Source organism: Clostridium senegalense, assembly GCF_018916625.1.
Classification (GTDB): Bacteria; Bacillota; Clostridia; order Clostridiales; family Clostridiaceae; genus Clostridium_J; species Clostridium_J senegalense.
The window spans coordinates 465,641-491,876 of sequence record NZ_JAHLNC010000001.1; the positions used below are offsets into that span (position 1 = coordinate 465,641).

The 26,236-nt window shown below is 27.5% G+C and carries 25 protein-coding genes; all 25 read right to left on the bottom strand.

The window, feature by feature from the left end:
- Nucleotides 1–51: 51 nt before the first annotated feature.
- The gene (locus KQI36_RS02325) at nt 52–894 is read right to left on the bottom strand and encodes a M50 family metallopeptidase (RefSeq protein ID WP_216449480.1); all 843 of its coding nucleotides are present in this window, start codon (nt 892–894) and stop codon (nt 52–54) included.
- Between the two features lie 16 nt (nt 895–910).
- Nucleotides 911–1,666 carry a M23 family metallopeptidase gene (locus KQI36_RS02330; RefSeq protein ID WP_216449481.1) on the bottom strand — a complete coding sequence of 252 codons (756 nt, stop codon included), beginning with the start codon at nt 1,664–1,666 and terminating at the stop codon, nt 911–913.
- Between the two features lie 306 nt (nt 1,667–1,972).
- Entirely contained in the window at nt 1,973–2,341 is a 369-nt protein-coding gene (gene mgsA / locus KQI36_RS02335; RefSeq protein WP_216449482.1) for a methylglyoxal synthase, read from the bottom strand.
- 10 nt (nt 2,342–2,351) lie between these two features.
- Nucleotides 2,352–3,464 carry a rod shape-determining protein RodA gene (gene rodA / locus KQI36_RS02340; RefSeq protein ID WP_216449923.1) on the bottom strand — a complete coding sequence of 371 codons (1,113 nt, stop codon included), beginning with the start codon at nt 3,462–3,464 and terminating at the stop codon, nt 2,352–2,354.
- Between the two features lie 174 nt (nt 3,465–3,638).
- Nucleotides 3,639–3,905: a cell division topological specificity factor MinE gene (minE, locus tag KQI36_RS02345; protein WP_010292678.1), complete on the bottom strand. Its 267-nt coding sequence runs from the start codon at nt 3,903–3,905 to the stop codon at nt 3,639–3,641.
- A gap of 9 nt (nt 3,906–3,914) precedes the next feature.
- On the bottom strand, nt 3,915–4,721 hold the full coding sequence (minD, locus tag KQI36_RS02350; RefSeq protein ID WP_010292680.1) for a septum site-determining protein MinD: 807 nt from the start codon (nt 4,719–4,721) through the stop codon (nt 3,915–3,917).
- Nucleotides 4,722–4,734: 13 nt separating this feature from the next.
- Nucleotides 4,735–5,367, bottom strand: coding sequence for a septum site-determining protein MinC (gene minC / locus KQI36_RS02355; RefSeq protein ID WP_010292681.1), 633 nt, complete (start codon nt 5,365–5,367; stop codon nt 4,735–4,737).
- A 245-nt stretch (nt 5,368–5,612) separates the two neighbouring features.
- Nucleotides 5,613–8,522 carry a penicillin-binding transpeptidase domain-containing protein gene (locus tag KQI36_RS02360; protein WP_216449483.1) on the bottom strand — a complete coding sequence of 970 codons (2,910 nt, stop codon included), beginning with the start codon at nt 8,520–8,522 and terminating at the stop codon, nt 5,613–5,615.
- A gap of 352 nt (nt 8,523–8,874) precedes the next feature.
- Nucleotides 8,875–11,751 (bottom strand): penicillin-binding transpeptidase domain-containing protein, encoded by a 2,877-nt coding sequence (locus tag KQI36_RS02365; protein WP_216449484.1) that lies wholly within the window; start codon nt 11,749–11,751, stop codon nt 8,875–8,877.
- A 12-nt stretch (nt 11,752–11,763) separates the two neighbouring features.
- A complete protein-coding gene (mreD, locus tag KQI36_RS02370; protein ID WP_216449485.1) occupies nt 11,764–12,255 on the bottom strand; it encodes a rod shape-determining protein MreD in 492 nt (163 codons plus the stop codon).
- Between the two features lie 11 nt (nt 12,256–12,266).
- Nucleotides 12,267–13,112 carry a rod shape-determining protein MreC gene (gene mreC, locus KQI36_RS02375; RefSeq protein ID WP_216449486.1) on the bottom strand — a complete coding sequence of 282 codons (846 nt, stop codon included), beginning with the start codon at nt 13,110–13,112 and terminating at the stop codon, nt 12,267–12,269.
- Between the two features lie 3 nt (nt 13,113–13,115).
- A complete protein-coding gene (locus KQI36_RS02380) occupies nt 13,116–14,126 on the bottom strand; it encodes a rod shape-determining protein (RefSeq protein WP_010292690.1) in 1,011 nt (336 codons plus the stop codon).
- A gap of 22 nt (nt 14,127–14,148) precedes the next feature.
- Nucleotides 14,149–14,814 carry a RadC family protein gene (gene radC, locus KQI36_RS02385; protein ID WP_216449924.1) on the bottom strand — a complete coding sequence of 222 codons (666 nt, stop codon included), beginning with the start codon at nt 14,812–14,814 and terminating at the stop codon, nt 14,149–14,151.
- A 45-nt stretch (nt 14,815–14,859) separates the two neighbouring features.
- Nucleotides 14,860–15,435 (bottom strand): Maf-like protein, encoded by a 576-nt coding sequence (locus KQI36_RS02390; protein WP_216449487.1) that lies wholly within the window; start codon nt 15,433–15,435, stop codon nt 14,860–14,862.
- Nucleotides 15,436–15,447: 12 nt separating this feature from the next.
- Complete coding sequence (locus KQI36_RS02395) at nt 15,448–15,708, bottom strand: DUF4321 domain-containing protein (protein WP_010292695.1); 261 nt, start codon at nt 15,706–15,708, stop codon at nt 15,448–15,450.
- Nucleotides 15,709–16,070: 362 nt separating this feature from the next.
- Nucleotides 16,071–16,778 carry an SPOR domain-containing protein gene (locus tag KQI36_RS02400; protein ID WP_216449488.1) on the bottom strand — a complete coding sequence of 236 codons (708 nt, stop codon included), beginning with the start codon at nt 16,776–16,778 and terminating at the stop codon, nt 16,071–16,073.
- 103 nt (nt 16,779–16,881) lie between these two features.
- The gene (locus KQI36_RS02405) at nt 16,882–17,478 is read right to left on the bottom strand and encodes a C40 family peptidase (protein ID WP_216449489.1); all 597 of its coding nucleotides are present in this window, start codon (nt 17,476–17,478) and stop codon (nt 16,882–16,884) included.
- A 394-nt stretch (nt 17,479–17,872) separates the two neighbouring features.
- A complete protein-coding gene (locus KQI36_RS02410) occupies nt 17,873–18,259 on the bottom strand; it encodes a hypothetical protein (RefSeq protein ID WP_216449490.1) in 387 nt (128 codons plus the stop codon).
- Nucleotides 18,260–18,873: 614 nt separating this feature from the next.
- A complete protein-coding gene (locus KQI36_RS02415) occupies nt 18,874–19,860 on the bottom strand; it encodes a tyrosine-type recombinase/integrase (RefSeq protein WP_244991454.1) in 987 nt (328 codons plus the stop codon).
- A gap of 76 nt (nt 19,861–19,936) precedes the next feature.
- Complete coding sequence (locus KQI36_RS02420; RefSeq protein ID WP_216449492.1) at nt 19,937–20,194, bottom strand: HPr family phosphocarrier protein; 258 nt, start codon at nt 20,192–20,194, stop codon at nt 19,937–19,939.
- Between the two features lie 16 nt (nt 20,195–20,210).
- Complete coding sequence (locus KQI36_RS02425; RefSeq protein WP_216449493.1) at nt 20,211–21,404, bottom strand: pyridoxal phosphate-dependent aminotransferase; 1,194 nt, start codon at nt 21,402–21,404, stop codon at nt 20,211–20,213.
- A gap of 389 nt (nt 21,405–21,793) precedes the next feature.
- A complete protein-coding gene (locus KQI36_RS02430; RefSeq protein WP_010292705.1) occupies nt 21,794–22,054 on the bottom strand; it encodes a stage V sporulation protein S in 261 nt (86 codons plus the stop codon).
- Nucleotides 22,055–22,192: 138 nt separating this feature from the next.
- Nucleotides 22,193–23,740, bottom strand: a complete 1,548-nt coding sequence (gene rny, locus KQI36_RS02435; protein WP_216449494.1) for a ribonuclease Y — start codon at nt 23,738–23,740, stop codon at nt 22,193–22,195.
- 608 nt (nt 23,741–24,348) lie between these two features.
- The gene (recA, locus tag KQI36_RS02440; RefSeq protein WP_010292709.1) at nt 24,349–25,401 is read right to left on the bottom strand and encodes a recombinase RecA; all 1,053 of its coding nucleotides are present in this window, start codon (nt 25,399–25,401) and stop codon (nt 24,349–24,351) included.
- Nucleotides 25,402–25,671: 270 nt separating this feature from the next.
- Entirely contained in the window at nt 25,672–26,214 is a 543-nt protein-coding gene (gene pgsA / locus KQI36_RS02445) for a CDP-diacylglycerol--glycerol-3-phosphate 3-phosphatidyltransferase (protein ID WP_010292711.1), read from the bottom strand.
- Nucleotides 26,215–26,236 lie beyond the last annotated feature (22 nt).

A 26,236-nucleotide genomic window follows, 5' to 3' on the forward strand; every position in this document is an offset into this window, starting at 1 on the left:
TAATTACAATACTTTATTTTATCATAAGCTAATAATAATTCAAAATATATATTAATATTTTTTTATTAATTCTTCTAAGGTTACATTTCCCTCATTTTTTAAGAACTCTATTATTTCTTCCTCATATATAGTTTTTAATACTTCCATATTATCATCTAATACAGTAAATATATGATAATGATTTTTGTCTATAAAATCTAATAACTGTATAAGATTTAATTTGTAATAAACAGATATACTTTTATTTTCTATATAACCTCTCTTTAAGAGTTTCTCCCTTTTCTTTATTGTATAACCCATAATTACATAAACTATCCTTTCTTTCTCTTTCTTTGTGATTATTAATATAAAAATAGATATTAAAACTATATTTATATTTGACACATCATAAGGTAAAGAAATTATACCTAATATCAAAATTATATAGGCACAAAACATACTTATGTTTAAAGCTATTTCATTAGCTTTTTTATATAAAAATTTAGTTCTTAATATATCTTTTAAAACTCGTCCTCCATCTAACGGGAATAATGGCAACAAATTAAACATACCTAAAGCTAAATTATAATCTAAAAATCTTTTAACTACTATATTTCCATATAATCTATATAACACTAAACTTATTAAGGCTAAAATAAAATTTCCTATTGGCCCACTAATAGATATTAATATATCTTCCTTTATTGAAGCTTCATCTAAATCTTTAAGTTTTATAGCTGCCCCAACAGGAAGCAATTCTATACAAAAACCTTTAAACCCTAAAATTCTTGCCATAAAATAATGGCAAAACTCGTGAATAATAACTATAGAAAATCCCATAAATAAATTTTTATTTAATCCTAAAACTATTAAAAATATTAGATAAGGTATTAAATATTTATTAAACTTTATCAAAATTTCACCTATATTTTTAAATTACCATACTATTATATATATCTTGTGCTTTTCCCATATAAAGTATCTCAAAATAAAAATTTGTGATACCTTCAGATGATACATCTATTTCACCAATAACTGTATCTTTGTCTACCTTATCTCCAACTTTAACAAATATTTTTGATATATTGTAATACTTACTTTCTATCCCTTTACCATGATCTATTATTATATATTTACCTAAATTCTTATCCATATCTATTTCTTTTATTTTTCCTGAATTACAACTCTTTATAGGTGTCTTTTCTTTTATTGAAAATGTTATAATATTATCTTTATTTTTTTTATAAACATCATCTTCAGAAGATTTATTTGCCATAACCGGTATTGAATACTCTGTTTCTAACTCTTCAATTATTGTTTTTCCGCCTATAAACCCTGCCTTTATTTTATCAATCATTTGTACACTAATATTTTCTACATCGTCCAAAGTCATATTTTCCACTTTATTTACAACATATTTATAATCATAAGTTTTATTTATAACTACATTTGCACATTTTAGTAATTTATTACCATACTCATTATTTACAGTTTTACACCCCAAAAAAAATACCATCATAAATATAGCTATAGATAATTGAATTATAAATTTATTAGCTAAACTTAATTTTTTTTCACTATGAAAATTAGGTTGTACATAACCATGCCTTCGATTTACACTATTATTTCTTTTTCCTTTTGTAAGATTATTATAATATCTTTCATAAAGTTCTTTATAATGATTCATAACCCTCTCTCCCCATTTAATATTTTAGATTTTCTAATATCATATTGCTTAAAATATCTATTAATATAGGATTCTAAATTGAATCTTAAGCTTATTTTTCTATATATAGTTTTTTAAGTTCCTTTTGTACAAAATATGATATTAGTTTTTAAACTCCTACTTTTTTATTTATATTTAATTGATTGAACTTTTATGAGTATTGTTTTTTATTATAAAAACTTATTTTTACTATTTGAAATTAATTTTCACATAATAAAAAGCTATTCTAGATAAATTTTTACACTATCTAGAATAGCTTAATTTTTTTTATTTATTTTTCATTGCAGCAATAATTGTTTCTGCTGTACCTATATTTGTTGCCAATGGTACTGAATGTACATCACAAAGTCTTATAAGAGCATTTACATCGGGTTCGTGTGGTTGAGCAGTTAATGGATCTCTAAAGAAAAATACTACGTCTATTTCTCCTTGAGCTATCTTTGCTCCTATTTGTTGTCCCCCACCCATGGTTCCTGTTAAAAAAGTGTGTATATCAAGGTCTGCAAGTTTTCCAACAAATTTACCAGTAGTGCCTGTTGCATACAATTCATGTCTACATAATATTTTTCTATATCTCCTTGCAAAATCTATCATTTCATCTTTTTTCTTATCATGAGCAATCAATGCAATTCTCATATAATTCCTCCTAGAAATTAATCTTCTTTCTTCTCATTCCTACATTTAGCATTAATCCTAAAGAAATAAAGTTAGTAAGCATAGAACTACCTCCGTAACTTACAAAGGGAAGAGTTATTCCTGTTACTGGCATAATTCCTATTGCCATACCCATATTTTGAATTATAGAAAACATAATAAATCCAATCATACCAGCACACAATATGCTTCCAGCCATATCCTTGGATGTTTTTGCTATATTTATAAGCTTATATAAAAGTATTCCATATAATATTAGTAATATTATTGCACCTAACATTCCCCATTCCTCACCTATAACTGCAAATATAAAATCAGTATGGTTTTCCGGAACAAATTTATATTGTTTACCATTTAAGAATCCAAGTCCAAATAATCCACCAGATCCTATAGCTATTTTAGATTGTATAATTTGATGTCCATATGTCAACTCAAATTGTTCTGGATTTAAAAATGAAATTAATCTATTTTTCCAGTAATCATGCATTAATGGAGAATTCCACAATGCAACTATAGTTACAATTAAAAAAGACAAACCACCAGTTATTATTTTCCAATCTACATTTGCTACAACCACTATTGGAAGTATAATAAAAAAGGAAACCATAGTCATACCCATATCTGGTTGTATAACTATTAAAATCATAGGAATAGCTGCATAAAACATCATAGTCAAGATGCTTTTTAAGTTATTCACATTTCCTTCCATATCTTGAATGATCCTTGCTAACATAAATATCATACCTATTTTAGCAAACTCGGCTGGTTGAATAGCTCTATTACCAATACTAATCCAACCTGTAGCTCCATTTACATTACTTCCTATAAGGAAGTCATTTAAAATAAGCAAGATTACTCCACCCCAATAAATTATAGAAGCATAATTTAGAATTAAATTATAATCCCAAATAAGCATTATGTACATAGCTATTAATCCAACTATAAGCCACATAAACTGTAACTTAGCATAATATATTCCAGCAGTACTGTTAGTTGCACTATATATATTTAATATAGAAAATGCGACAATTAAAACAACTACAATTATGATGCTATAATCTAATCTTTTTACAAGTTTACTATTTAATTTAAGCTTATTTATCATATTCATCAGCATAATTATCCCTCCAACATAAATATGATTATAGCACATTTAAAATAATAACAAAAGTTTTTATAATTTATATATATACTGTTTTTATAAATTCTTAAATTAAATTATATATTATAAAATAAGTGTTGAAATAAAATATTATTTTTATTTCAACACTATTTTCATTTATCTTTGTTTTATATTTTTTATAGGTATACTAGCTATTAATGCTGGTGAAGATCCTTGTATTTCTTCTGTTTTTGTTATTTTTACATCTACTTCACTATCATCTATTTCAACATACTTAGATATAACCTCAAGCAAATCTCCTTTTATCATATTTAATAAATCTGGAGAAAAATTTGCCCTATCATGTATTAGTATTAACTTTAATCTATCTGTAGCTATACCTTTTGATGATGCTTTGTTTGAAAATAATTTAAAGAATTCCATAACTTCCTCCTATTTATTCCCCCCAAATATTTTCTTTATTGTTGCAAAAAAACCTCCTTGTTGAACCGTTACGCTTAAATCTAAAAATGGAACTTCATATCCCATTATTCTTTTAGCAATATTATTAAATGCTTGCCCTGCATCAGCAGAATTATCTAATACTATAGGTTCACCTTTATTAGTAGACACTGTTACCTTTTTATCATCAGGCACAACTCCTATTAATTTTATAGCAAGACATTCTTTTATATCTTCAATATCCAACATATCTCCATTTTGTGTCATCTCAAAATTTATTCTATTAACTATTAATTGAGTATCTTCTAATCCTTTTGCACATAATTTTCCTATAACTCTATCAGCATCCCTTACCGATGTTATTTCTGGGTTAACTACAACCACAGCTCTGTCAGCACCTACTATAGCATTTTCAAACCCTTGTTCAATACCAGCTGGACAATCAATTATAACATAATCAAAATTATCTTTTAAATCATTAACAACCTTTAACATAGCCTCTATATTAACATCATTTTTATCCCTAGTCTGAGCTGTAGGCAATAAAAATAAATTGGTAAATCTTTTATCCTTTATTAATGCTTGTTTTAATCTACATTTTTCATCTATTACATCAAGTAGTGTAAATACTACTCTATTTTCAAGACCCATAAGAACATCTAAATTTCTAAGTCCTGTATCACCATCTATTACTACCACTTTTTTTCCTGCAGAAGCTAAAGCAGTACCTATATTTGCTGTTGTTGTTGTTTTGCCAACTCCACCTTTTCCTGAAGTTATAACAATTGATTCTCCCATACTATCTCCTCCATTAAATGTATTTATTAACTAAATACGGTTCAACTATTATGTTTCCATTTTTTATTTTTGCAATTTCTGGATATGTAGGTTTAATTCCATCATCTGGAGATATTGTCATCAAATTTGCAATCTTTAATATTTGAGGATTTAAATAAAAAGCCCCTATTATAGCTTTTTCATTTCCTGTACATCCAGCATGAACACAACCTTTTATACTTCCTAAAACTATAATGTTACCAGCAGCACATACTTCTGCTCCTGGATTTATATCTCCTATTATAACTAAATTTCCTAAATACTCATAAGTTTGTCCACTTCTAATACTCTTTCTAAGATATTTAGTTCTTCCTTCATAAACTCCATTAAACATTTTTGTATTTGTTTCTTCTATGTCTATAAATATACAATCTTTTATATAAATTTTTTCAAACAATATATCTTTTATATAATTTAATTCTCGCTTTGTAAATTCCTTTATCTGAGTAGTTATTTTTATAGTACAACCTTTATAAAAATTTTTCCCTTTCGAAAGTTTTTCTATTAAACAACTAATCATATCTTCAAAGCTTCTAAACTTATTAATATCTATAATAACATTAAGTCCATCTCTATTTCCTTTTAGTATAATATTATCTCCTTGCATACATATCCTCCACACTATGCTATTTGATATATTTCAACATGTTTAATTAAAATCCTTCTTTTTGATTAAAAAATTTCTATTTTTTAGCAAATCTAGAAAGAATCCATGTTTTAAACTTTTAATTACAAAAAAAATATATCACAATTTCACATTAAAATCTATTGATATGATTAAAAGTTGGAAATTTAATAAAATATAAGTTGTTATATACAAAAGACACCATAAATTTATGGTGTCTTTCTATTTTATTCTTCGTTATTATCATTACCATCCGTATTCTCTTTGTTAATGTTATCATTAGTATTTTCATTTGTTTGATTTTTAGAGCTATTCTCTCTAGAATCTGGATACTTAAATTCATACCCTGGATTTGCTGATAATATTTCATCTCTAAAATATTGCTCATAAACTGCTCTTGCAACCGAACCTACATTTCCACCATGTCCACCATCAAAAACAACAATACAAGATACTATTTGTGGGTCATCTAGTGGAGCAAATCCTAAGAATGTTGCATATGAAGTTCTTCCTAGAGAATCCTGTTTATTTTGGTTAAATGTTGATGAACCAGACTTAGCTCCAGTTGATATTGGAAAACCATGAAATGCAGTTGCAGCAGTACCCTCATCATTAAAAACAGCACGTTGCAACCCTTCTTTTATAGCATTAACATGTTCCTCAGTTAAATCTATATGTTCTAGTAGTTTTGGCTCTATTTCAGTTTTTTCTCCTGTTACTGGATCTATTATACTATCTACTAAATGCATTTCATATCTATTTCCACCATTAACTAAAGTTGCCATATAATTTGCTAATTGAAGTGGAGTAAAATAATTCATACCTTGACCAATAGATGCATCATAAGCATTTGCCCCTGATATTCTATTGGATATAGCATCTCCTATAGAATAGTTTATTGCTATAGCCATATTTTCTATATCCTTATCAGAATATTTTTTAGCTTTTAGCTCATCACTTGATTCTATTAATTTCTTTAATAAATTTTGCATATTTGGTAATATATCTTCTTCTTTTGCCTTTTTCTCTTTTTTCATCTCTTCTTTTATAGCATCTACCAAAATAGTTTTCTTTTCATTTATTTTTTTAATTGCTTCTTTTTCTTTATCAGTACCTGTTTCATTCTTTCTAGTAATGTCAATATCCTTATAATGAGGTTGAGTATTTATTGAATTGGTACCTGTTTGTAGATAATTGACTACGTGATTAATATACTCATCTGCAAATTTATTTTTGCTTGATTCATAATTATATACTTGACCAAAATTTTCTGCTATTTCTATACCAGTTGAAAGTTTTGTATTTGAGCCTGGCTCAACACCTAGTCCAAACTTCCAAGCATATTTTGCTAAATAATTAAGTCCACTTGAATTTTCCCCACCTTTTGCAAAAAGCCTATCTGCAACATCATAGAAAAAGTAGTTACAAGACACTTCTAATGCCTTCCTTACATCTGTATCCCCATGTGAACCATGTTGGGTATTATAAATCCAACAAGCACCAGGATAATCAGAATATCTTTTATTATATTTACCATCATCATATACAGATGTGTACGGAGTTATTACATCTTCCTCTAAGCCTGCAATAGCTGTAAGTGGTTTAAATATAGAACCTGGTGGTATTAATGTAAATGTTGCATAATTATAAAATGGTTTTGGGAATATATCATAACTATCTTCTCTTATTTTAGTGTTACCTTCAATAGAATCATTTAATGGAAACATTTTATTTAACATAGTATTAACTTTATCTTCATAACTCATTGTAGCAACTTGTTCTTCAGTTAATACTCCTGGTATTGATGTAAGACCTCTACTTTCAATATACTCTTTTCCCATTTTTTCTAAATTAGGATTAAAGTATTTTTCTGAATCCTCTGCACTAAGCGATCCTCCTATAAACATATTAGGATCATATCCAGGTCTACTAGCTAATGCTAATATTTTCCCTGTTTTAACATCCATAAAAACAGCTGCGCCTCTAGTAGCATTAGTACTATCAACATCATTTACTCTACCTTTACTCTGTAAATCTGCCATAGTATCATCTAAAGCCTTTTCTGCTATTTTTTGTAAACCTTTATCAATAGTAAGTTGAATATTTTTACCTGGGTAAGCTTCTACTTCCCCCAATGTCTTTACTTTTCTACCTTGTTTATTAACTTCAATACTTTCCTGACCTTTAGTTCCTTTTAATATATCTTCAAAGCTTGACTCAATTCCTGCTTTACCAACGCTATCGCTACTTACATCACAACCTTTTTCTTCATATTTCTCTTGTTGCCATGAATCTATCTTAGATGTGTACCCTAAAAATGCTGAACCTAAATCACCATTTGGATAATATCTCATCGGTTGAGTTTCTACACTTACTCCAGGTAAATCTGATTGCAGTTGTTCAAAAATAAATGCAACTTCCTTTGATAAGTTGTTTGCAATAGCCACAGGTTTATATCCTGAATAACTTTGCATTTTAACAGCATCTAAAACAACTAATAATCTTCTTTTTTCCTCTAATGTATACTCATCTTTATCTAATAAATCATATTCTTTTAACAATTCATTTAAACACTCTTCTGCAGACACATTTAATAATTCTTCATCTACATTTTTAAGCTGCTCTTCAGTAAGATCTTTTTCATCTTTTCCTGGGTAAAGTTTTTTTATTGCTATACTTTGAATTCCCCTATCTTTTTTAAATCTTAATTCCATCCAACTTCTATTTGCATCATCTGTAGCTTTAAAATTAAATCGCACTTTCGGCTCTTTAGATGAATCTATAGCTATTGCAAATTCATCTACCATAGCAACACCTTTTTTATCTAATTTTTTAAAGACTTTATCCATAGTAGTTAAAAAACTTTCCTTACTTTCCGTTGTTTCTGTAAACATCAGTGTATAGCTTTGAATGCTAGTTGCAAATACTTCTCCATTTTTATCTAAAATTTTACCTCTAGGTGCTGCTTTAGATACATTTTTATAGTTTTTTTGTGTTGATTTTTTTTTAAATTCTTCACTCATTATAACTTGCAGGTAAAAAAGCCTGGAAATTATAGCTGAAAATATTATTCCCATTGCAATAAAAAACACCGTATATCTTGAAAATTTTTTATCTGTTTTTCTGTTTTTAATCATAATATTCCTTTCTCAAAGTCATCTTCTTTTTATAAATTTTTCTTCAAATATTTTTTTATTAAATAAGTTAATTACAACTTCAAAATTTCTTATCGTAACAATATCTATTTATTTTTATATAATATTACATTCCCACACCACTATTTTCCACATTATCCTATTTGATATATTTCAACACATTTAGTTAAATTCCTTTTTTTATCCAAAAAAAATTTCTATATTTTAGTAAATACAAAATTTTTTCGATTAAAAATTTAATTTTAAAAAATATTTTTATAAAATATAAATAAAAACAAAACAAAAAACACCATGAAATCATGATGTTTTTTGTTTTATTTATTAATACTACGTTCTATTTGTTAAGATTTTCGGTAGTTTTTTCATTTGTTGCATCTTCAGAATTTTTTTCTCTAGGATCTGGGTACTTAAATTCATATCCTGGATTTTTGGCTAATATTTCATCTCTAAAATATTGCTCATAAACGGCTCTTGCAACTGGACCTGCATATCCTCCATGTCCACCATCAAAAATAACAATACAAGATATTATTTGTGGGTCATCTACTGGAGCAAATCCTAGGAATGTTGCATATGAAGTTCTACCTAGAGAATCCTGTTTTTCCTGATTGAATGTTGATGAACCAGACTTAGCGCCATGTTCTATTGGGAATCCACTAAATGCAGTTGAAGCAGTACCTTCATCATTAGAAGCACCACGTCGTAAACCCTCTTTTATGGCATTAACATATTCTTCATCTAAATCTATATGTTCTAAAAGTTTTGGTTCTATTTCAGTTTTATCTCCTGTTACAGGATCTATTATACTATCTACTAAATGCATTTCATATCTATTTCCACCATTAACTAAAGTTGCCATATAATTTGCTAATTGAAGTGGAGTAAAATAATTCATACCTTGACCTATAGATGCATCATAAGCGTTGGCAGCAGATATTCTATTTGATATAGCATCTGCTATAGAGTAATTTATTGCTATAGCCATATTCTCTATATCTTTATCTGAATATTTTTTAGCCTTTAACTCATCACTTGATTCAATTAAATCCTTTAATAGATTTTGCATCTTTGGTAATATTTCTTCTTCCTTAGCTTTTGCCTCTTTTTTCATCTCTTCTTTTATAGCATCTATCAAAGCAGTTTTCTTTTCATTTACTTTTTTAATTGCCTCTTTTTCTTTATTACTACCTTTTTCATCTTTTTTAGTAATATCAATTTCCTTATAATGAGGTGTAGTATTTATTGAATCAGTACCTGTCTGCATAAAATTAACTAACTGATTTACATAATCATTTGCAAACTTACTTTTACTTGATTCATAATTATATACTTGACCAAAATTTTCTGCTATTTCTATACCTGTTGAAGGTTTTGTATTTGAGCCTGGTTCAACACCTAGCCCAAATTTCCAAGCATATTTTGCTAAGTAATCAAGCCCACTTGAACTTTCTCCACCTTTTGCAAAAAGTCTATCTGCAACATCATAGAAAAAATAGTTACAAGATACTTCTAATGCTTTTCTTATATCTATAGCTCCATGTGATCCACCTGCTGTATTATAAATCCAACAAGCTCCATGATAATCAGAGTATCTTTTATTATATTCACCATCATCATATATAAGTGTATCTGGTGTTATTACACCTTCCTCTAAACCTGCAATAGATGTAAGTGGCTTAAATATAGAACCTGGTGGTATTAATGTAAATGTTGCATAGTTATAAAATGGTTTTGGGAATATATCATAAATATCCTCTCTTACTGTTGTATTACCTTCAATAGAATTATTTAACGGAAACATTCTATTTAACATAATATTAACCTTATCTTCATAACTTTTTGTAGCAACTTCTTCTTCAGTTAATACTCCTGGTATTGATGTAAGACCTCTACTTTCAATGTACTGTTTTCCCATTTTTTCTAAGTTAGGATTAAAGTATTTTTCTGAATCCTCTGCGCTAAGTGATCCTTGTGTAAATATATTAGGATCATATCCTGGTCTACTAGCTAGTGCTAATATTTTTCCTGTTTTAGCATCCATGAAAACAGCTGCACCTCTAGTAGCATTAGTACTATCAACGTCAGCTACTCTACCTTGTTTTTGTAAATTAGCCATAGTATCATCTAAAGCTTTTTCTGCTATTTCTTGTAAATTTTTATCAATGGTAAGTTGAAGAGTTTTACCTGGGTAAGCTTCAACTTCACCTAACGTCTTTACTTTTCTACCTTGTTTATTAACTTCAATACTTTCCTGACCTTTAGTTCCTTTTAATATATCCTCAAAGCTTGACTCAAGCCCTGCTTTACCAACACTATCGCTGCTTACATCGTAACCTTTTTCTTCATATTTCTCCTGTTGCCATGAATCTATCTTAGATGTATATCCTAAAAACGCTGAACCTAAATCACCATTTGGATAATATCTCATCGGTTGAGTTTCTACACTTATTCCTGGTAAATCTGGTTGTAGCTGTTCAAATAAAAAAGCAACTTCTTTTGATAAGTTGTTTGCAATAACTACAGGTTTATAACCAGAGTAACTTTGCATTTTTACAGCATCTAAAACAACTAATAATCTTCTTTTTTCCTCTAATGTATATTCATCTTTATCTAATAAATCATATTCTTTTAATAATTCATTTAGACAATCCTCTGCAGATATTTTTAATAATTCTTCATCTACTTTTTTAAGTTGTTCTTCATTAAGGTCTTTTTCATCTTTTCCTGGGTAAAGCTTTTTTATTGCTATACTTTGAATTCCTCTATCTTTTTTAAATCTTAACTCCATCCAACGCCTATTTGCATCATCTGTAGCTTTAAAATTAAATCGCACTTTCGGTTCTTTAGATGAATCTATAGCTATTGCAAATTCATCTACCATCGCAACACCTTTTTCATCTAATTTTTTAAAGACTTTATCCATAGTAGTTAAAAAACTTTCCTTACTTTCTGTTGTTTCTGTAAACATCAGCGTATAGCTTTGAATACTAGTTGCAAACACTTCTCCATTTTTATCTAAGATCTCACCTCTAGGTGCTACTTTAGATACATTTTTATAGTTTTTTTCTGTTGATTGCTTTTTAAATTCTTCACCCATTACAACTTGTAAATACAAAAGTCTGGAAATTATACCTGAAAATATTATTCCCATTGCAATAAAAAACACCGTATATCTTGAAAATTTCTTATCTGTTTTTTTGTTTTTTACCATAATATCACGTTCCTAAAATCTCCATTCTTTCTTTATAAATTTTGTTTCTGAAAGTTTGTAAACATATCTATATAATATAATCGATAAAACCATATTATATAAACTAGTATATAATATATTTTCCGTATTTATTTTTATGTTCATTAAATATAATACTATTAGTATTATTATACCTTTCAAAATACTAAGGAACAATGTAGAAACTATCGGTACAAATGATTTTTCTTTAAAAATACTTTTTCCTACTACTGCTGCTATATAACAAATTACCATATTCGTTAGCATATTCACACCTAGTCCATTAAAAAAGTATAAATCTTGAATTGCACCTGAGAATATTCCTAATAGTATAGCTTCCTTTTCCCCATTTATAATTGAATAGGATATAATAAAGATTAATACTAAACTTGGATACACAGACTTTATAGCAAAAAATGTTACTAATGTATTATCTAGTATGGTTAGTAATAATGTTATTCCTATTAGTGTTAATATTTTCTTCATATTATCACCTACTACTTGTTTTTATCACTATTTTCTTTGTCAACCACTATAAGAACTTGTTCTAATGTATTAAAATCAACGCTTGGCTTTATTACTGCACTTTTCATAACAGCTGCCTTATCTTCTTTTACATCTAAAACTTTTCCTATTTCTATGCCTTTAGGATAAATAGCACCTAATCCAGATGTTACTATTGTATCGCCTACTTTTATTCCTGAATCAATAGATAACCCTGTTATTTCAGCTAAAAACTTATCCTCATTTCCTTTATATCCCTTTACTATACCATCACTCTCTTTTGTTGATAATACACATCCTGCTACTGCTATGTTTTCATTACATAATGTTTGAATTGTAGCTCGATTATTTCCAACACTTGTAACTTGACCTACCAATCCAACAGAAGTAACTGCAATCATTCCTTTTTCTATTCCATCTTTGCTACCTCTATTAATAGTAAATCCATCTAAAAAATTTTGTCCACTTAGCCCTACTATATCAGCACCTATATATTCATAGTCTGATTTTGTATCTTTAAATTTTAAATTTTCTCTCAATCTAGCATTTTCTTCTGTTAGCATTGTATTTTCATTTTTTAACTTATCTAAATTTTTATTGTCTTCTTTTAACTTTTCATTTTCAGATTTTAAATCTTTTATATGAAATATAAAAGAAAATGAACTTTTAACTTTATTACCAATATTATAAACAACACCTTGAACACTATTTAAAGTTGTTCCTACACCATTTTCCACGAAAGACACATGTTTTCTTTGCACAGTATAACCTATAAGAAATAAAAAGCATACTGACAGTATTATTACTAGTACTGCCAGTTTATTTTTTAGTTTATCCAATTTTTAGCCTCTTTTATCCATTATGTCAAGATTATCTAGTGCTTTACCTGCTCCTATAGCAACACAATCTAATGGTATCTCTGCAGCTTTTACAGGCATATGAGTTTCGTGGTTTATTAGTGCATCTAATCCTTTTAGCATCGCACCACCACCAGTTAACATTATACCTTTATCCATTATATCTGCAGCAAGTTCTGGTGGTGTTTTTTCTAGTGTAGTTTTTATTGAATCTATAATTGATGCTACTGGCTCTTTTAAAGCTTCTCTTACTTCACTTTCACTTATTTCTATAACTTTAGGAAGTCCTGAAACCAAATCCCTTCCTTTAATTTCCATATGTTTTTCTTCTTCTCCTAGATCAAAAGCTGAACCTAGTTCTATTTTTACTGCTTCTGCAGTACGTTCACCAATCATTAAATTATACTCTTTTTTTATGTAAGCAATTATGGCTTTATCAAGCTCATCACCAGCAACTCTTAAAGATTTACTAGTTACTATTCCACCTAATGAAATTATTGCAACTTCTGTTGTTCCTCCACCAATATCTACAACCATACTTCCTGTTGGTTCATTTACTGGAAGTCCTGCACCGATTGCGGCTGCCATTGGTTCTTCTAAAAGACATGCAAATCTAGCACCTGCACTTTTAGTTGCTTCTTCTATAGCTCTTTTTTCGACTTCTGTTACTCCTGATGGAAAACATACCACGATTCTAGGGCTTTTAAACCCATTTTTCGCACCAGCTTTTTCTATAAAACTTCTTAACATTTTTTCAGTTACATCAAAGTCTGCAATAACACCATCTCTCATTGGTCTTATAGCTACTATATTTCCTGGAGTTCTACCTATCATTTGTTTTGCTTCTTCACCAACTGCTAAAACCTTATTAGTTTTTTTATTTATAGCTACAACTGATGGCTCTCTTAATACTATTCCTTTTCCTTTTACATACACTAGAGTATTAGCCGTTCCTAGGTCTATACCCATATCTCTTGATTTTGAAAAAAATCTCATCATCTTTTTTCTCCTTTCGTTTCTATAAAAATGCTCTTTCTTTTAAGCTAACATATATACCATTTCCTATAATAATATGATCTAAAACTTCAATACCAATTATCTTTCCACATTCTCTTAATCGCATTGTAATGTTTATATCTTCTTTACTTGGATTAGGATCACCTGAAGGATGATTGTGGCATACTATAACTGAAGCACTATTATTCTTTATGGCCTCAACAAACACTTCTCTTGGATGTACAATTGAACTATTTAAACTTCCTATAGATATATCTTTTACAGACAAAACTATATTTTTAGTATTCAACATTATAAGCCTTAAATATTCCTTTTTTAAATGTTTCATATCTTCCATAACATAATTAGCAGCACTTAGTGGACTTAAAATTCTATACTCTTCACCTGACTTAAATGATTTAAACCTTTTAGAAAGTTCACATAATGCTACAAGTTGTGTAGCTTTAGCTTCACCTATACCTGGTAATTTTATAAAATCATTTATACTAGAATTTAAAAGTCCATTTAACCCCTTACAACTTACAAGTATCCTATTACACAATCTAAGAACATCTTCTTTTTTACTTCCTGTCCTTAATATTATTGCTAAAAGCTCAGCATTGGATAAACATTCACTGCCATATCTTAATAATTTTTCTCTAGGTCTCTCACCTTTTGGCAAATCCATAATACTTAAATTCTTCAAAAAATCACTTCCCTGAAATAATTATAATTAAAGATTTACCCCCATCTCATTAATCATTGAATTTAACCTGTTTAAAGGCAATCCAACAACATTATAATAACAACCATTAATTTTTTCAATAAAAACAGCTGCTTTTCCTTGTATACCGTAAGCCCCTGATTTATCCATAGGTTCTTTAGTTTGTATATACTCTAATATTTGATCATCAGTCAACTTTGAAAATTTAACTTCTGTACAAACTGCATCTGATAGCATTTCATTTGTTTTCAAATTCAAAATTACTATTCCAGAATAAACCTTATGGGTATTATCACTAAGACTTTTTAGCATATTAAATGCTTCTTTTTCATCTTTAGGCTTAAGCATCAAATTTTCATTATTAAAAACAATGGTATCACTAGCAATTATTAGTTTCTCACCTTTAACTCTATCTGCAACTTCCAAAGCTTTTCCTTTGGAAAGTTTAATAACATACTCCCTGCACTTTCCTTCAAAAGGCACAGTGCTTTCATCAAAATTACTTGGAATTATTTCAAATTTATCAGTAATTAAATTTAAAAGTTCTCGCCTTCTTTGTGATGAGGATGCTAAAATTATATCCATACAAATTCACTCCTAATATTTCCTAAATAATATCATTGCTACTATTATACAAATAATAGACATTAAATTAAGCTTAAATTGTAATCCAAACGTTATACTTATAACCTTAAGATCTAGTAATATAGGTTGTTTCAGCCCTATAAAATAGGATAACCCTAAAATGTCTAAAAAGCTAACACTTTTTGACAAAACTTCCCCAATAAAGCTTCCAGAAATGCAGGCTAATAAAATAACAAAAATATACTCTTTTGCCTTTTTATCTGAACTCTTCAAATTTTAATCCCCCATTTTATTTCTTTATCTTATATAGTTTATCACTTAATAAAATTATTAACAAGTATATAAAACACATAATAATAAAAAATATATTTATTTTTTTATTTGAATTCTTTTTAATTTTTCTAAATAAACTATTAATTTTATGTAAATGATGTAATATTATTCAAATGTACTTTATTATAAGAATTTTTTAGTTGGTTTAATATATAAATAAGCCTTAAATCAAAATTTTCTGTATTTCCATTTTGACCTCAATACCAATGTGTTTTAAATAATATTATATATTTTTTTACACAGAAAAATAAGCAAAGACTTAATATCTCTGCTTACTTATACTTTATAAATATATTTAATTTTTATTTATTTTGTTTCTTTTCTTTAAATTTTGATATCTGATTATAAATAAAAGAATTCATCTCTGATGCCTTATTTTTATCTACTTCCTCAGGAAGTTTACTTATATGTTCTTTTAATTCATTCACTTCTTTATATGCACTATGACTTTCATTTACAGGATCTAATTCTGCAACCCATTTTTTAAGTTCTGTAGTTTTTACAGATTTTATTTTCGGATCTATTGCATTGTTTATAATATCTAATTCTGCCTCTATTATTTTTGCTACTTCAACCATAGATAAATCTTTATAATATATCTTTATTATATTTTTACTTGTATTTATTCCACTTTTCTCTAAATCATTTATAATTTTTTCACTTTCATTTATGTTTTTATACATACCATAATATATTTTATATAAACCATTATCTTCTATAACAAATGGACTTCCTTTTCCTGAAAGCTGTTTTAAAATTTTATCAGCATTATCTTTTACTTTAAATACCCCACATTGCAAAAGTACTATTTCGCTTTTTTCTAATTCATTTCCTTTTATATTGCTTTTTTCTTTAGCTTCTATATTACTTTTGTTGTTCCTAATATTAATTCCTTTTATTCCACCTAAAATTAAATAACCAAATACTGCACAAAAGAAAATAATAACTATTAATGGAAGCAACTTAATTTTTTTTCTTTTTGGTCTCACATCATATCTTGTGTATTTCACTTTTATCACCTTCCCTAACTTCTTGTTTATAAATTTATATTTAAAAAGTTAAGAGAATATGACTTTAAAATAAAAAAGGTAGAATACTCTACCTTAATAACCACTACTCAAATATTCTTCTTGCACCTACATATGCATCAGAATAATATTTATTTATTAAACTACCCTTTATAACTCTTCCTGTAGTTTTGTCTGCATAAACAAAATTATTGTTTCCAGCATATACTCCCACAATAGATAGATTTTGATTATCTGTTTTTAAAAATACCAAATCTCCATTAACTAATTCATTTTTAGAAACTGCTTTACCAAATTGAATTTGTTTAGAAACACAATGTGGTAAATCCACATTATATTTACCATAAATATATTTTGTAAATCCTGCTGCATCAAAAGCTTCAGTTCCTTCTGCACCTTCTACATAAGGTCTACCTATTTTCGATAATGAAATATTTACCACTTCATTAGATTCTATAGGTATATCTTTTTCTTCCCCTCTTGATACACGCTCACTGTTTTCATTACTACTAGAAACCGTTATAACTTTATCTGTAGATATAGTTGTGGCTCTTAGTTTCATGTTTATTTTTTCATTAAATATAGTATATGCATAAGTTATCTTATTACCAAAGGCTACTGCAATTAAAAACACTAGAAAAATGCTAATTAAACTTTTTCTAATCATTGTTTTTTTAATCATTAAATTTCCTCCTAAATTTTAAATCATCTAAGCAATTCTATTATTTTATATAAGTTATCATATATTTTTCAATCAATTACTTAAATCAACATTTGTTAGTTTTTAATTTTAATTTGCAAATTACTAAAATAATTTCTTGCAACAAAATTATTTTATATGCAAAACACACTAACTAATTATCTAATTCTTATAGCTATTATAAATTATTAAAATACCATAAGTCAAATTTTAACCCATAATTTTAAAATAGAATTTTCAGAAAAATAATTAGCAACACTTTACATCATATATTTTTCGTAATATTCATTATATTTTTTGAAATAATTTTGTACTATATGTTAACCATAGACTTTAAGCTCTTCTCAACACTTGAGAAGAGCTTACTTAATTTTATTTATTTATATAATGCTGCCAATTTTAGTATTTTTTCAATTACATTTTTACTTTGTTTGTAAGATATACCTGTAGATAATAAAAACCTAATTATTTCTGGATTGTTTTTCTCTATTCTATTTACAGTCTTATTAATTTTAAAATCATCATACTTTTTATTTATACAACCAAATTTATGTTCATTTTCAGATTCTATTAAATTATGTTTCACAAACTCATTTTCTTCAATCACAGCAGGCATTGGTGTTAAAAAACCTATAAATTTACTTCTTTCAAAATTGATAAGCCCTCTCATGCTATATAGAGCCATGAATTCTTCCATTTCTTCTGACAATTTTATGTTATTTATACTTTGTAATGGAATTAAGTCATATTCATCATAATTCATAATTTCACTGTTACCAACATTTTAAACTCCACATATCCTTTTGGCAACTTTACCCCCTTTTTACATTTTATATTACAATAAAATATTTTTTTAAATTTTCACTTGAAAATATATACAATATAACGTATGCTCTACACATTTATTTTATGATAATATTGCTTTTGCATAGCATAAAATTATAAACTAAATTCTAAAATTATTCATTTATTAAATAAGGTTAAAATTTATTATTATTTGTTATGCTCCTAGTAGCTCTAAACATGCTTTTTTTCTATATAAATTTACAAAAAAATTATATTAATAGATTTTTAGAAATAATTTCTTAGAAGTTGATTATAACTTTTATGATAAACTTTTCATTAATAATAATTAATTGTACTTATTTCTATTGAATAATAACAACCCTTTAATATATTTATTAAGTATATTATTTAATTTAAATAAGTTACAATTTAATATATTTTTCACTTTACAAATTAACTTAAATACTGTTTTTAATAAAAAAAGATTGAAAACGAAGGATTAACTTCTTTTTCAATCTTTTTATTTATAATTTAAAATTCTTTACTTAACCTCCAAATTATATATAATTTATACCTTTTCAAAAGATTTTTTTAAAAAATATCTATTGCATCTCCTGCATTATTTTTAAGTTTATCTATTGAATGTATATATCTATTAGTTGTAGCTATATTCCTATGTCCTGCAAACTCTCTTACCTTTTCTATTGTTACACCTTTAGTTATTGCCAAAGTTATAGCTGTATGTCTCATAGAATGGACCTTTATTTCTTTTTTTATATTTGCCTTTTTACATATGTTTTTTATTATATAATTTAAACTACTAGGATCTAATTTGCTATACTTTTTACTGTTTCTTGAATGACCTAAAAACAAGTAATCTTCTTTATTATTAATTTTATCTCTTGATGTAGCAAGTAGATATTCGTAAATAAAATCTAAAACTTGCTTTTGAAGTTTTACCATATCTTGTTTATTCCCTTTCCTTTTCACTATAATTACATCATAATCTCCATAAGCACAAATATCTTTTATTTTTATATTTATTATTTCTGATTTTCTTAAAGCTGTGGTAAGAGCTAATGCAATAATAGCTCTATTCCTTAAACCAATAACATTATCTGTTTTTATACTATTTATTATCTTTTTACATTCTTCTTCAGTCAAAAATTCTGTCTCTTTATTATTAACTACAGGTTTTTCTTCCTTTAATCCAGAAAAAGGATTATATTTTATAATTTCTATTTCATTATAATTATCCTTATATTTTAATAACCATTTATAAAGTGCACTTAATGAAGAAATTTTTCTATTTATTGTAGCTGAAGAAAATCCTTTTTCAGTAAGATATAATATATAATTTTGAACATGAAATATATTTACTTCTTTTATATTATTTAATGTTATTTCTTCAACATTACTCACATTAAAAAAATCTTTTATATCTCTTTCATAGCTTTTTGCCGTATTAACACTTCTATTGCCCTTTATATTTAAAAAATTTTTTATGAAATGATTATTATTAACTCCTATATGTTTTAGCATTTCATTTTTTTTGTTTGATAATATAATTTCATTCATATTCATTCATCACCTATTTTAATTATAATAGAATATAAGAAAAACTGCTAATAAACTATTAGCAGTTTTTCTTATATTATTCTAAGTTGTTTATCAATTCACAAATATTTTCTAGTGCTTTTTCTTCATCACTGCCTTTTATCACTATATTAACAGTACTATCCTTATTAATTCCTAAAGATAAAATTCCTATTAAACTTTTAGCATTAGCAGCTTTATCATTATATTCAATACTTATTGATGATTTAAACGATGATGCTACTCTAACTAATAAAGTAGCTGGTCTAGCATGTAATCCTTGTGAATTTTTAATTTTTAATTCCTTTGATACCACTGGCATCACCTCTTAATTATTGTATGTTTTTTATAAATTTTTCTATTCTGTTTAGTCCTTCTTTTATATTTTCTACAGATGTAGCATAAGATAATCTTACAAATTCATCAACTCCAAATGCTATACCTGGAACTAACGCAACTTTTTCTTCCTCTAATAATAATTGTGAGAAAGTTAATGAATCTTTTATTGTTACACCATTAAATTTTTTACCTAAAACTTTACTTATATTAACCATAACATAAAATGCACCTTCTGGTTTTACACAAGATAAATTATCTATTGAATTAATTCTATCAACCATAAAATCTCTTCTATTTTTAAATTCCTTTATCATTGCTTCAACTTCGCCTTGTTCCCCATTTAAAGCTTCAACTGATGCATATTGAGATATTGAACAAGGATTTGATGTTGTATGACTTTGAATGTTTGACATTAGTTTTGCAATTTCTTCCGGAGCTGCAACATAACCAATTCTCCAACCAGTCATAGCATATGCTTTGGATACACCGTTAATAACTATTGTTCTATTATAAGCATCTTCTGAAAGACTTGCTATTGATATATGACCTTCTGAACCATATAATAATTTTTCATAAATTTCATCTGAAATAATCATTATATCTTTTTCTTTAGCAAAGTCTGCTATAGCTAATAACTCCTCTTTTGTATATGCTGTTCCTGTTGGATTATTAGGACTATTTAATATTAAAGCTTTTGTTTTTTCTGTTGTAGCTTTTTTTAATGCATCTACTGTTAACTTAAAGGCATTTGATTCTGAAGTTTCTACAAAAACTGGCTTTCCATCTGCTAGTTGTACTAGTTCAGGATAACTTACCCAATAAGGAACTCCAATTAGTACTTCATCATTAGGATTTAAAATAGCTTGAAATGCATTTGCTAAACATTGTTTAGCGCCTGTTGAAATTACTATTTGAGATGTTTTATAAGTTAAATTATTATCATTTTTAAACTTATTAACTATTGCTTCTTTTAATTCAACTATTCCTGAAGCAGCAGTATATCTAGTTAATCCCTTTTGAATTGCATCAATAGCAGCATTTTGAATATTTTTTGGAGTATTAAAATCTGGCTCACCTGCTCCAAATCCAATCACATCTATTCCATCTGCTTTCATTTGTTTTGCTTTAGCTGTTATTGCTAAAGTTAAAGATGGTGAAATTTGCAAAGCTTTATTTGATAATTTCATAAATTAAACCCCCATTGCTCAGTATATTTTATGTAAACTTGAATTGATACCTTCATTTTTCCCTCTTATGAAGGATATACTTCATACAATTTATACTATATCATTTATTGTATAAAGTGTAAACAAGTTTATAGCGTATTTTGAACATTTACTAAACAAAGTGACACATTATATATCTATTTGTATATCACTTTTATTTTAAATCATAACTCATTATATATTATGGTTTATTTTTTATAATTCATTCTATATTTTTTATTTTTTTATAATAAAGTAAATTTAACACTTAACTTTTCACTATATTTTTCTCTATAGCATTAAAAAACAATCCCAAAATAGAATTTAAATACTATTTTGGGATTGTGCCTATATAATTTATTTTCTAATAATTATCTAGGTTGTACAATTAATCTTATAGCAGTTCGTTCTTCCCCATCGATTTCTATATCTGTAAATGCTGGAACACAAACTAAATCTATTCCACTCGGTGCTACAAACCCCCTAGCTATGGCAACCGATTTCACAGCTTGATTAAGAGCACCAGCACCTATAGCCTGTATTTCTGCTGCTCCTTTTTCTCTTAATACCCCTGCTAAAGCTCCTGCTACTGAATTTGGGCTTGATTTTGCTGAAACTTTTAATACTTCCATGATTAACCCTCCTAGTAAATTTAAATTCTGTATAATTAGATATTCTACAAAAGTTAAAAAAATCCTCTTAAATTTTTGATAAAAATAAATTTTTTCAAAATTTAAGAAGATTATTTTTGTCTATTTTATAAAAATTTACTATTTTGCATACTCTATAGCGCGAGTTTCTCTGATTACATTTACCTTTATTTGACCTGGGTACTCTAATTCTCCCTCTATTCTCTTCACAATATCCCTTGCCACCTCAATAGCACCTGTATCATCAATCTCTTCTGGTTTAATCATAATTCTAACTTCTCTTCCAGCCTGAATGGCATATGACTTTTCTACACCTTCATATGAATTCGCAATTTCTTCAAGCTTTTCTAAACGCTTAATGTAAGCTTCTAAAGTTTCTCTTCTAGCTCCTGGCCTTGCCGCTGAAATAGCATCAGCTGCTTGAACCAAAACAGCTTCAAGTGATTGTTGTTCAACATCTCCATGGTGAGCAGCTATAGCATTTACAACTATTGCTGATTCATGATATTTTTTTGCAAGTTCTGATCCTATTAATGCATGTGGACCTTGAACTTCATGATCTACCGCTTTACCAATGTCATGTAACAACCCACATCTTTTTGCAACTGTTGGATCTATACCTAACTCTGAAGCCATTAGCCCTGCTAAATAAGAAACCTCAATTGAATGTTTTAACACATTCTGACCATAACTTGTTCTGTACTTAAGTCTTCCTAATAGTTTTAATACCTCTATATGTAGACCATGTACACCTGTTTCAAAAGTAGCCTGTTCGCCTTCTTCTCTGATATCATTTTCTACATCCTTCTTAGCTTTTTCAACCATTTCTTCTATTCTAGCAGGATGTATTCGTCCATCAACTATTAATTTTTCTAAAGCTATTTTAGCAACTTCTCTTCTAATCGGATCAAATCCTGAAAGAATCACGGCTTCTGGAGTATCATCTATAATTAAATCTACACCTGTAAGAGTTTCAAGTGCTCGAATATTTCTACCCTCTCTACCAATTATCCTTCCTTTCATTTCATCATTTGGAAGTGAAACAACATGAACAGTAGATTCTGCAACATGGTCTGCTGCACATCTTTGTATAGCATAAGTTATAATTTCTCTAGCTTTTTTATCAGCTTCTTCTTTCGCCTTTTGTTCAACATCTTTAATCATGATTGCTGTTTCATGTCTAATTTCTTTTCTTACTTCCTCAAGCAAAACTTGCTTAGCTTCTTCTGAAGTAAGATTTGATAATCTTTCTAATTCTTCTCTTTCTTTAGTATACAAGTCTTGTATACTCGTTTCTAATGCCTCTACCTCTTGTTGCTTCTTATTAAGGGTATCCTCTTTTTTTTCTAATATTGCATTTTTCTTATCTAGAGACTCTTCCCTTTGAATTACTCTTCTTTCAAGTCTTTGTACTTCATTTCTTCTTTCTCTAGACTCTCTTTCAAAATCCGTTCTTAATCTATGGACTTCTTCTTTAGCCTCTAGTATAGATTCTTTCTTTGCAGATTCGGCCTCTTTTTTAGCCTCCTCTATAATTTTTTTAGCATCTTCCTCAGACTTAGCAATATTAGTTTGTGATATATTTTTTCTAGTATAAATAACAACAAAAGTTCCAATTAAAATAACAATTAATAATCCTATTATAAACAATGCATTCAATTCAGTCATTGTATATAAACACCTCCTTCTTCATTTTTAGTGCAATCTATTTTACTCCAAAATAAAAGTTAGAAAAGGTGTCATACTTTATTCAATTGGTAGCAATTATATTATGCTAAACCAGTATTTGTATTTATTTTATATTACTTTCTATATAATGTCAAGATGATTAACATTTGCTAAAGAGTGCATAACACTAGCCTTTACAAGGTTTTCATAGTGCTATTTTTTTAATTCATTTTATTTTTTTATATTTAAAAATAATCAGGATATTATCTAAATTATAACCAAAATTCAATAGGTATATTCAAAGTCTTATTTTAAATATAATAATATTATTTCTTTAACTTTACATTTTATAAAATACTTAACTGATACCAATTTACACCTTTTTCTATGAATATTAACTTTCATTTAGAGACCTTGTATAGTTTTTTTATTGTTACAGCTGTTTTATATAAATAACCCTTCGAAAAACTATTCCTCATTAAGTATATATTATTAATATTAATATAAACAAGTATTTTAAATAAACTCTTTAATTTTTTTTAAAATTAACTACCTTATATCTTTTTGACATAAAAAAAGGAGGGTTTTCCCTCCTTAATTTCAAAAACTTATTTTGTAACTTCTTTTTCCTCTTTTGAAACTTTTTTTGATGAGTTTGTTGATTCTTTGTATAATGGTAAATCATATTTAGCTCTTATTTTATTTTCTATTTCTAATCTTATTTGAGGATTCTCTTTAAAATAGTTTTTAGCATTTTCTCTACCTTGTCCTAATCTTACATCACCATAAGAGAACCATGCACCACTCTTTTGAACTATTTCTTCTTTAACACCTATATCTAAAACATCACCTTCTTTAGATATACCTTCTCCATACATTATATCAAATTCAGCTTGTTTAAATGGAGGCGCCACTTTATTTTTAGTTATTTTCACTCTTGTTCTATTACCTAAAAATTCATCACCTTGTTTTATACTATCTATTCTTCTAACATCTAATCTTACAGATGCATAGAATTTTAATGCTCTTCCTCCAGGAGTCGTCTCTGGGTTACCAAACATTATTCCAACTTTTTCTCTTAACTGATTTATAAATACTGCTACACATTTAGATTTGTTTATAGAACCTGCTAGTTTTCTTAATGCTTGTGACATAAGTCTTGCTTGAAGTCCTACATGTGAATCACCCATTTCACCTTCTATTTCAGCCTTAGGCACTAATGCAGCAACAGAATCTACTACTACTATATCTACTGCACCTGAACGCACTAATGCTTCTGTTATTTCTAATCCTTGTTCTCCAGTATCTGGCTGAGATACAATTAAATTATCAATATCTACTCCTAATGCTTTTGCATAAACAGGATCCAAAGCATGTTCTGCATCTATAAATGCAGCAACTCCACCAGCTTTTTGAGCTTCTGCAACAATATGTAAAGCTACTGTTGTTTTACCTGATGACTCTGGCCCAAATATTTCCATGATTCTTCCTCTTGGAACACCACCTATTCCAAGTCCTATATCAAGTCCTAAACAACCAGTTGAAATAGCATCTATCTCTAATACACTATTTTCTCCTAATTTCATAACAGAACCTTTTCCAAATTGCTTCTCTATTTGAGTCATAGCCGACTCTAAAGCCTTAAGCTTTTCACTATTCATATCGCGCCACCCTTTCTAATAAAAATCTTATATATAAGCTTAATATATAAACTTAATGTATCATACTAACAATATTTTTTGCTTAGTTAGACAAGTATACATTTTAAAATAAATGTTGTCAATTTATTTTATCATATTATTATTATACTTAACATTATATAATTTTTTAATCATTTTTTCTAACTATATTGAACATAGTATTAAGTAAAAAAACTAGTTAAAAACTAGTTTTTTTACTTTCAATAAAATCATTTTTAAACTAATTAAATTTTACTTTTCTGTATTTATGATATTTTTATTTTTCACAAAATAATCAATTCCTGAGATTAAAGTTATAATCACAGACAAAATCATAAATACTTTAGTTAATATAATCAATATATTATTTGGAACATTTAATGTTACTAGAGCTAATATTATAAACGTCATTTGTACAACGGTTTTCCATTTTCCCCACTGACTAGCAGCAATAACTACACCTTCTGAAGCAGCAACCGTTCTTAATCCAGAAACGGCAAATTCCCTAGCAACTATTACCATAACCATCCAAGCCGGCATAATCCCTAGCTCTACTAAAACTACAAGGGCAGATGTAACTAAAAGTTTATCTGCTAACGGGTCCATAAATTTTCCAAAATTAGTTATTTGGTTCCTACTTCTTGCTATATATCCATCTAATTTATCTGTTATTGATGCAACTATAAATATTACAGTTGCAATAAATATGCCTATTTTAGTATCAAAAGCCATGAAAAATAAAAAAAATGGCACTAAAATCATTCTTATTATTGTAAGCTTGTTTGCAAGATTCATAAAACACAACTCCCACTAAATA

Excerpts from the sequence above, each read along its gene's own strand:
- KQI36_RS02330 (WP_216449481.1), bottom strand. The coding sequence starts at position 1,666 with ATGAATCATTATAAAGAACTTTATGAAAGATATTATAATAATCTTACA.
- mgsA (WP_216449482.1), bottom strand. The coding sequence starts at position 2,341 with ATGAGAATTGCATTGATTGCTCATGATAAGAAAAAAGATGAAATGATA.
- rodA (WP_216449923.1), bottom strand. The coding sequence starts at position 3,464 with ATGATAAATAAGCTTAAATTAAATAGTAAACTTGTAAAAAGATTAGAT.
- minE (WP_010292678.1), bottom strand. The coding sequence starts at position 3,905 with ATGGAATTCTTTAAATTATTTTCAAACAAAGCATCATCAAAAGGTATA.
- minD (WP_010292680.1), bottom strand. The coding sequence starts at position 4,721 with ATGGGAGAATCAATTGTTATAACTTCAGGAAAAGGTGGAGTTGGCAAA.
- minC (WP_010292681.1), bottom strand. The coding sequence starts at position 5,367 with ATGCAAGGAGATAATATTATACTAAAAGGAAATAGAGATGGACTTAAT.
- KQI36_RS02360 (WP_216449483.1), bottom strand. The coding sequence starts at position 8,522 with ATGATTAAAAACAGAAAAACAGATAAAAAATTTTCAAGATATACGGTG.
- KQI36_RS02365 (WP_216449484.1), bottom strand. The coding sequence starts at position 11,751 with ATGGTAAAAAACAAAAAAACAGATAAGAAATTTTCAAGATATACGGTG.
- mreD (WP_216449485.1), bottom strand. The coding sequence starts at position 12,255 with ATGAAGAAAATATTAACACTAATAGGAATAACATTATTACTAACCATA.
- KQI36_RS02380 (WP_010292690.1), bottom strand. The coding sequence starts at position 14,126 with ATGAGATTTTTTTCAAAATCAAGAGATATGGGTATAGACCTAGGAACG.
- radC (WP_216449924.1), bottom strand. The coding sequence starts at position 14,814 with ATGGATTTGCCAAAAGGTGAGAGACCTAGAGAAAAATTATTAAGATAT.
- KQI36_RS02390 (WP_216449487.1), bottom strand. The coding sequence starts at position 15,435 with ATGGATATAATTTTAGCATCCTCATCACAAAGAAGGCGAGAACTTTTA.
- KQI36_RS02405 (WP_216449489.1), bottom strand. The coding sequence starts at position 17,478 with ATGATTAAAAAAACAATGATTAGAAAAAGTTTAATTAGCATTTTTCTA.
- KQI36_RS02410 (WP_216449490.1), bottom strand. The coding sequence starts at position 18,259 with ATGAATTATGATGAATATGACTTAATTCCATTACAAAGTATAAATAAC.
- KQI36_RS02415 (WP_244991454.1), bottom strand. The coding sequence starts at position 19,860 with ATGAATGAAATTATATTATCAAACAAAAAAAATGAAATGCTAAAACAT.
- KQI36_RS02425 (WP_216449493.1), bottom strand. The coding sequence starts at position 21,404 with ATGAAATTATCAAATAAAGCTTTGCAAATTTCACCATCTTTAACTTTA.
- KQI36_RS02430 (WP_010292705.1), bottom strand. The coding sequence starts at position 22,054 with ATGGAAGTATTAAAAGTTTCAGCAAAATCAAGCCCAAATTCAGTAGCA.
- rny (WP_216449494.1), bottom strand. The coding sequence starts at position 23,740 with ATGACTGAATTGAATGCATTGTTTATAATAGGATTATTAATTGTTATT.
- recA (WP_010292709.1), bottom strand. The coding sequence starts at position 25,401 with ATGAATAGTGAAAAGCTTAAGGCTTTAGAGTCGGCTATGACTCAAATA.
- pgsA (WP_010292711.1), bottom strand. The coding sequence starts at position 26,214 with ATGAATCTTGCAAACAAGCTTACAATAATAAGAATGATTTTAGTGCCA.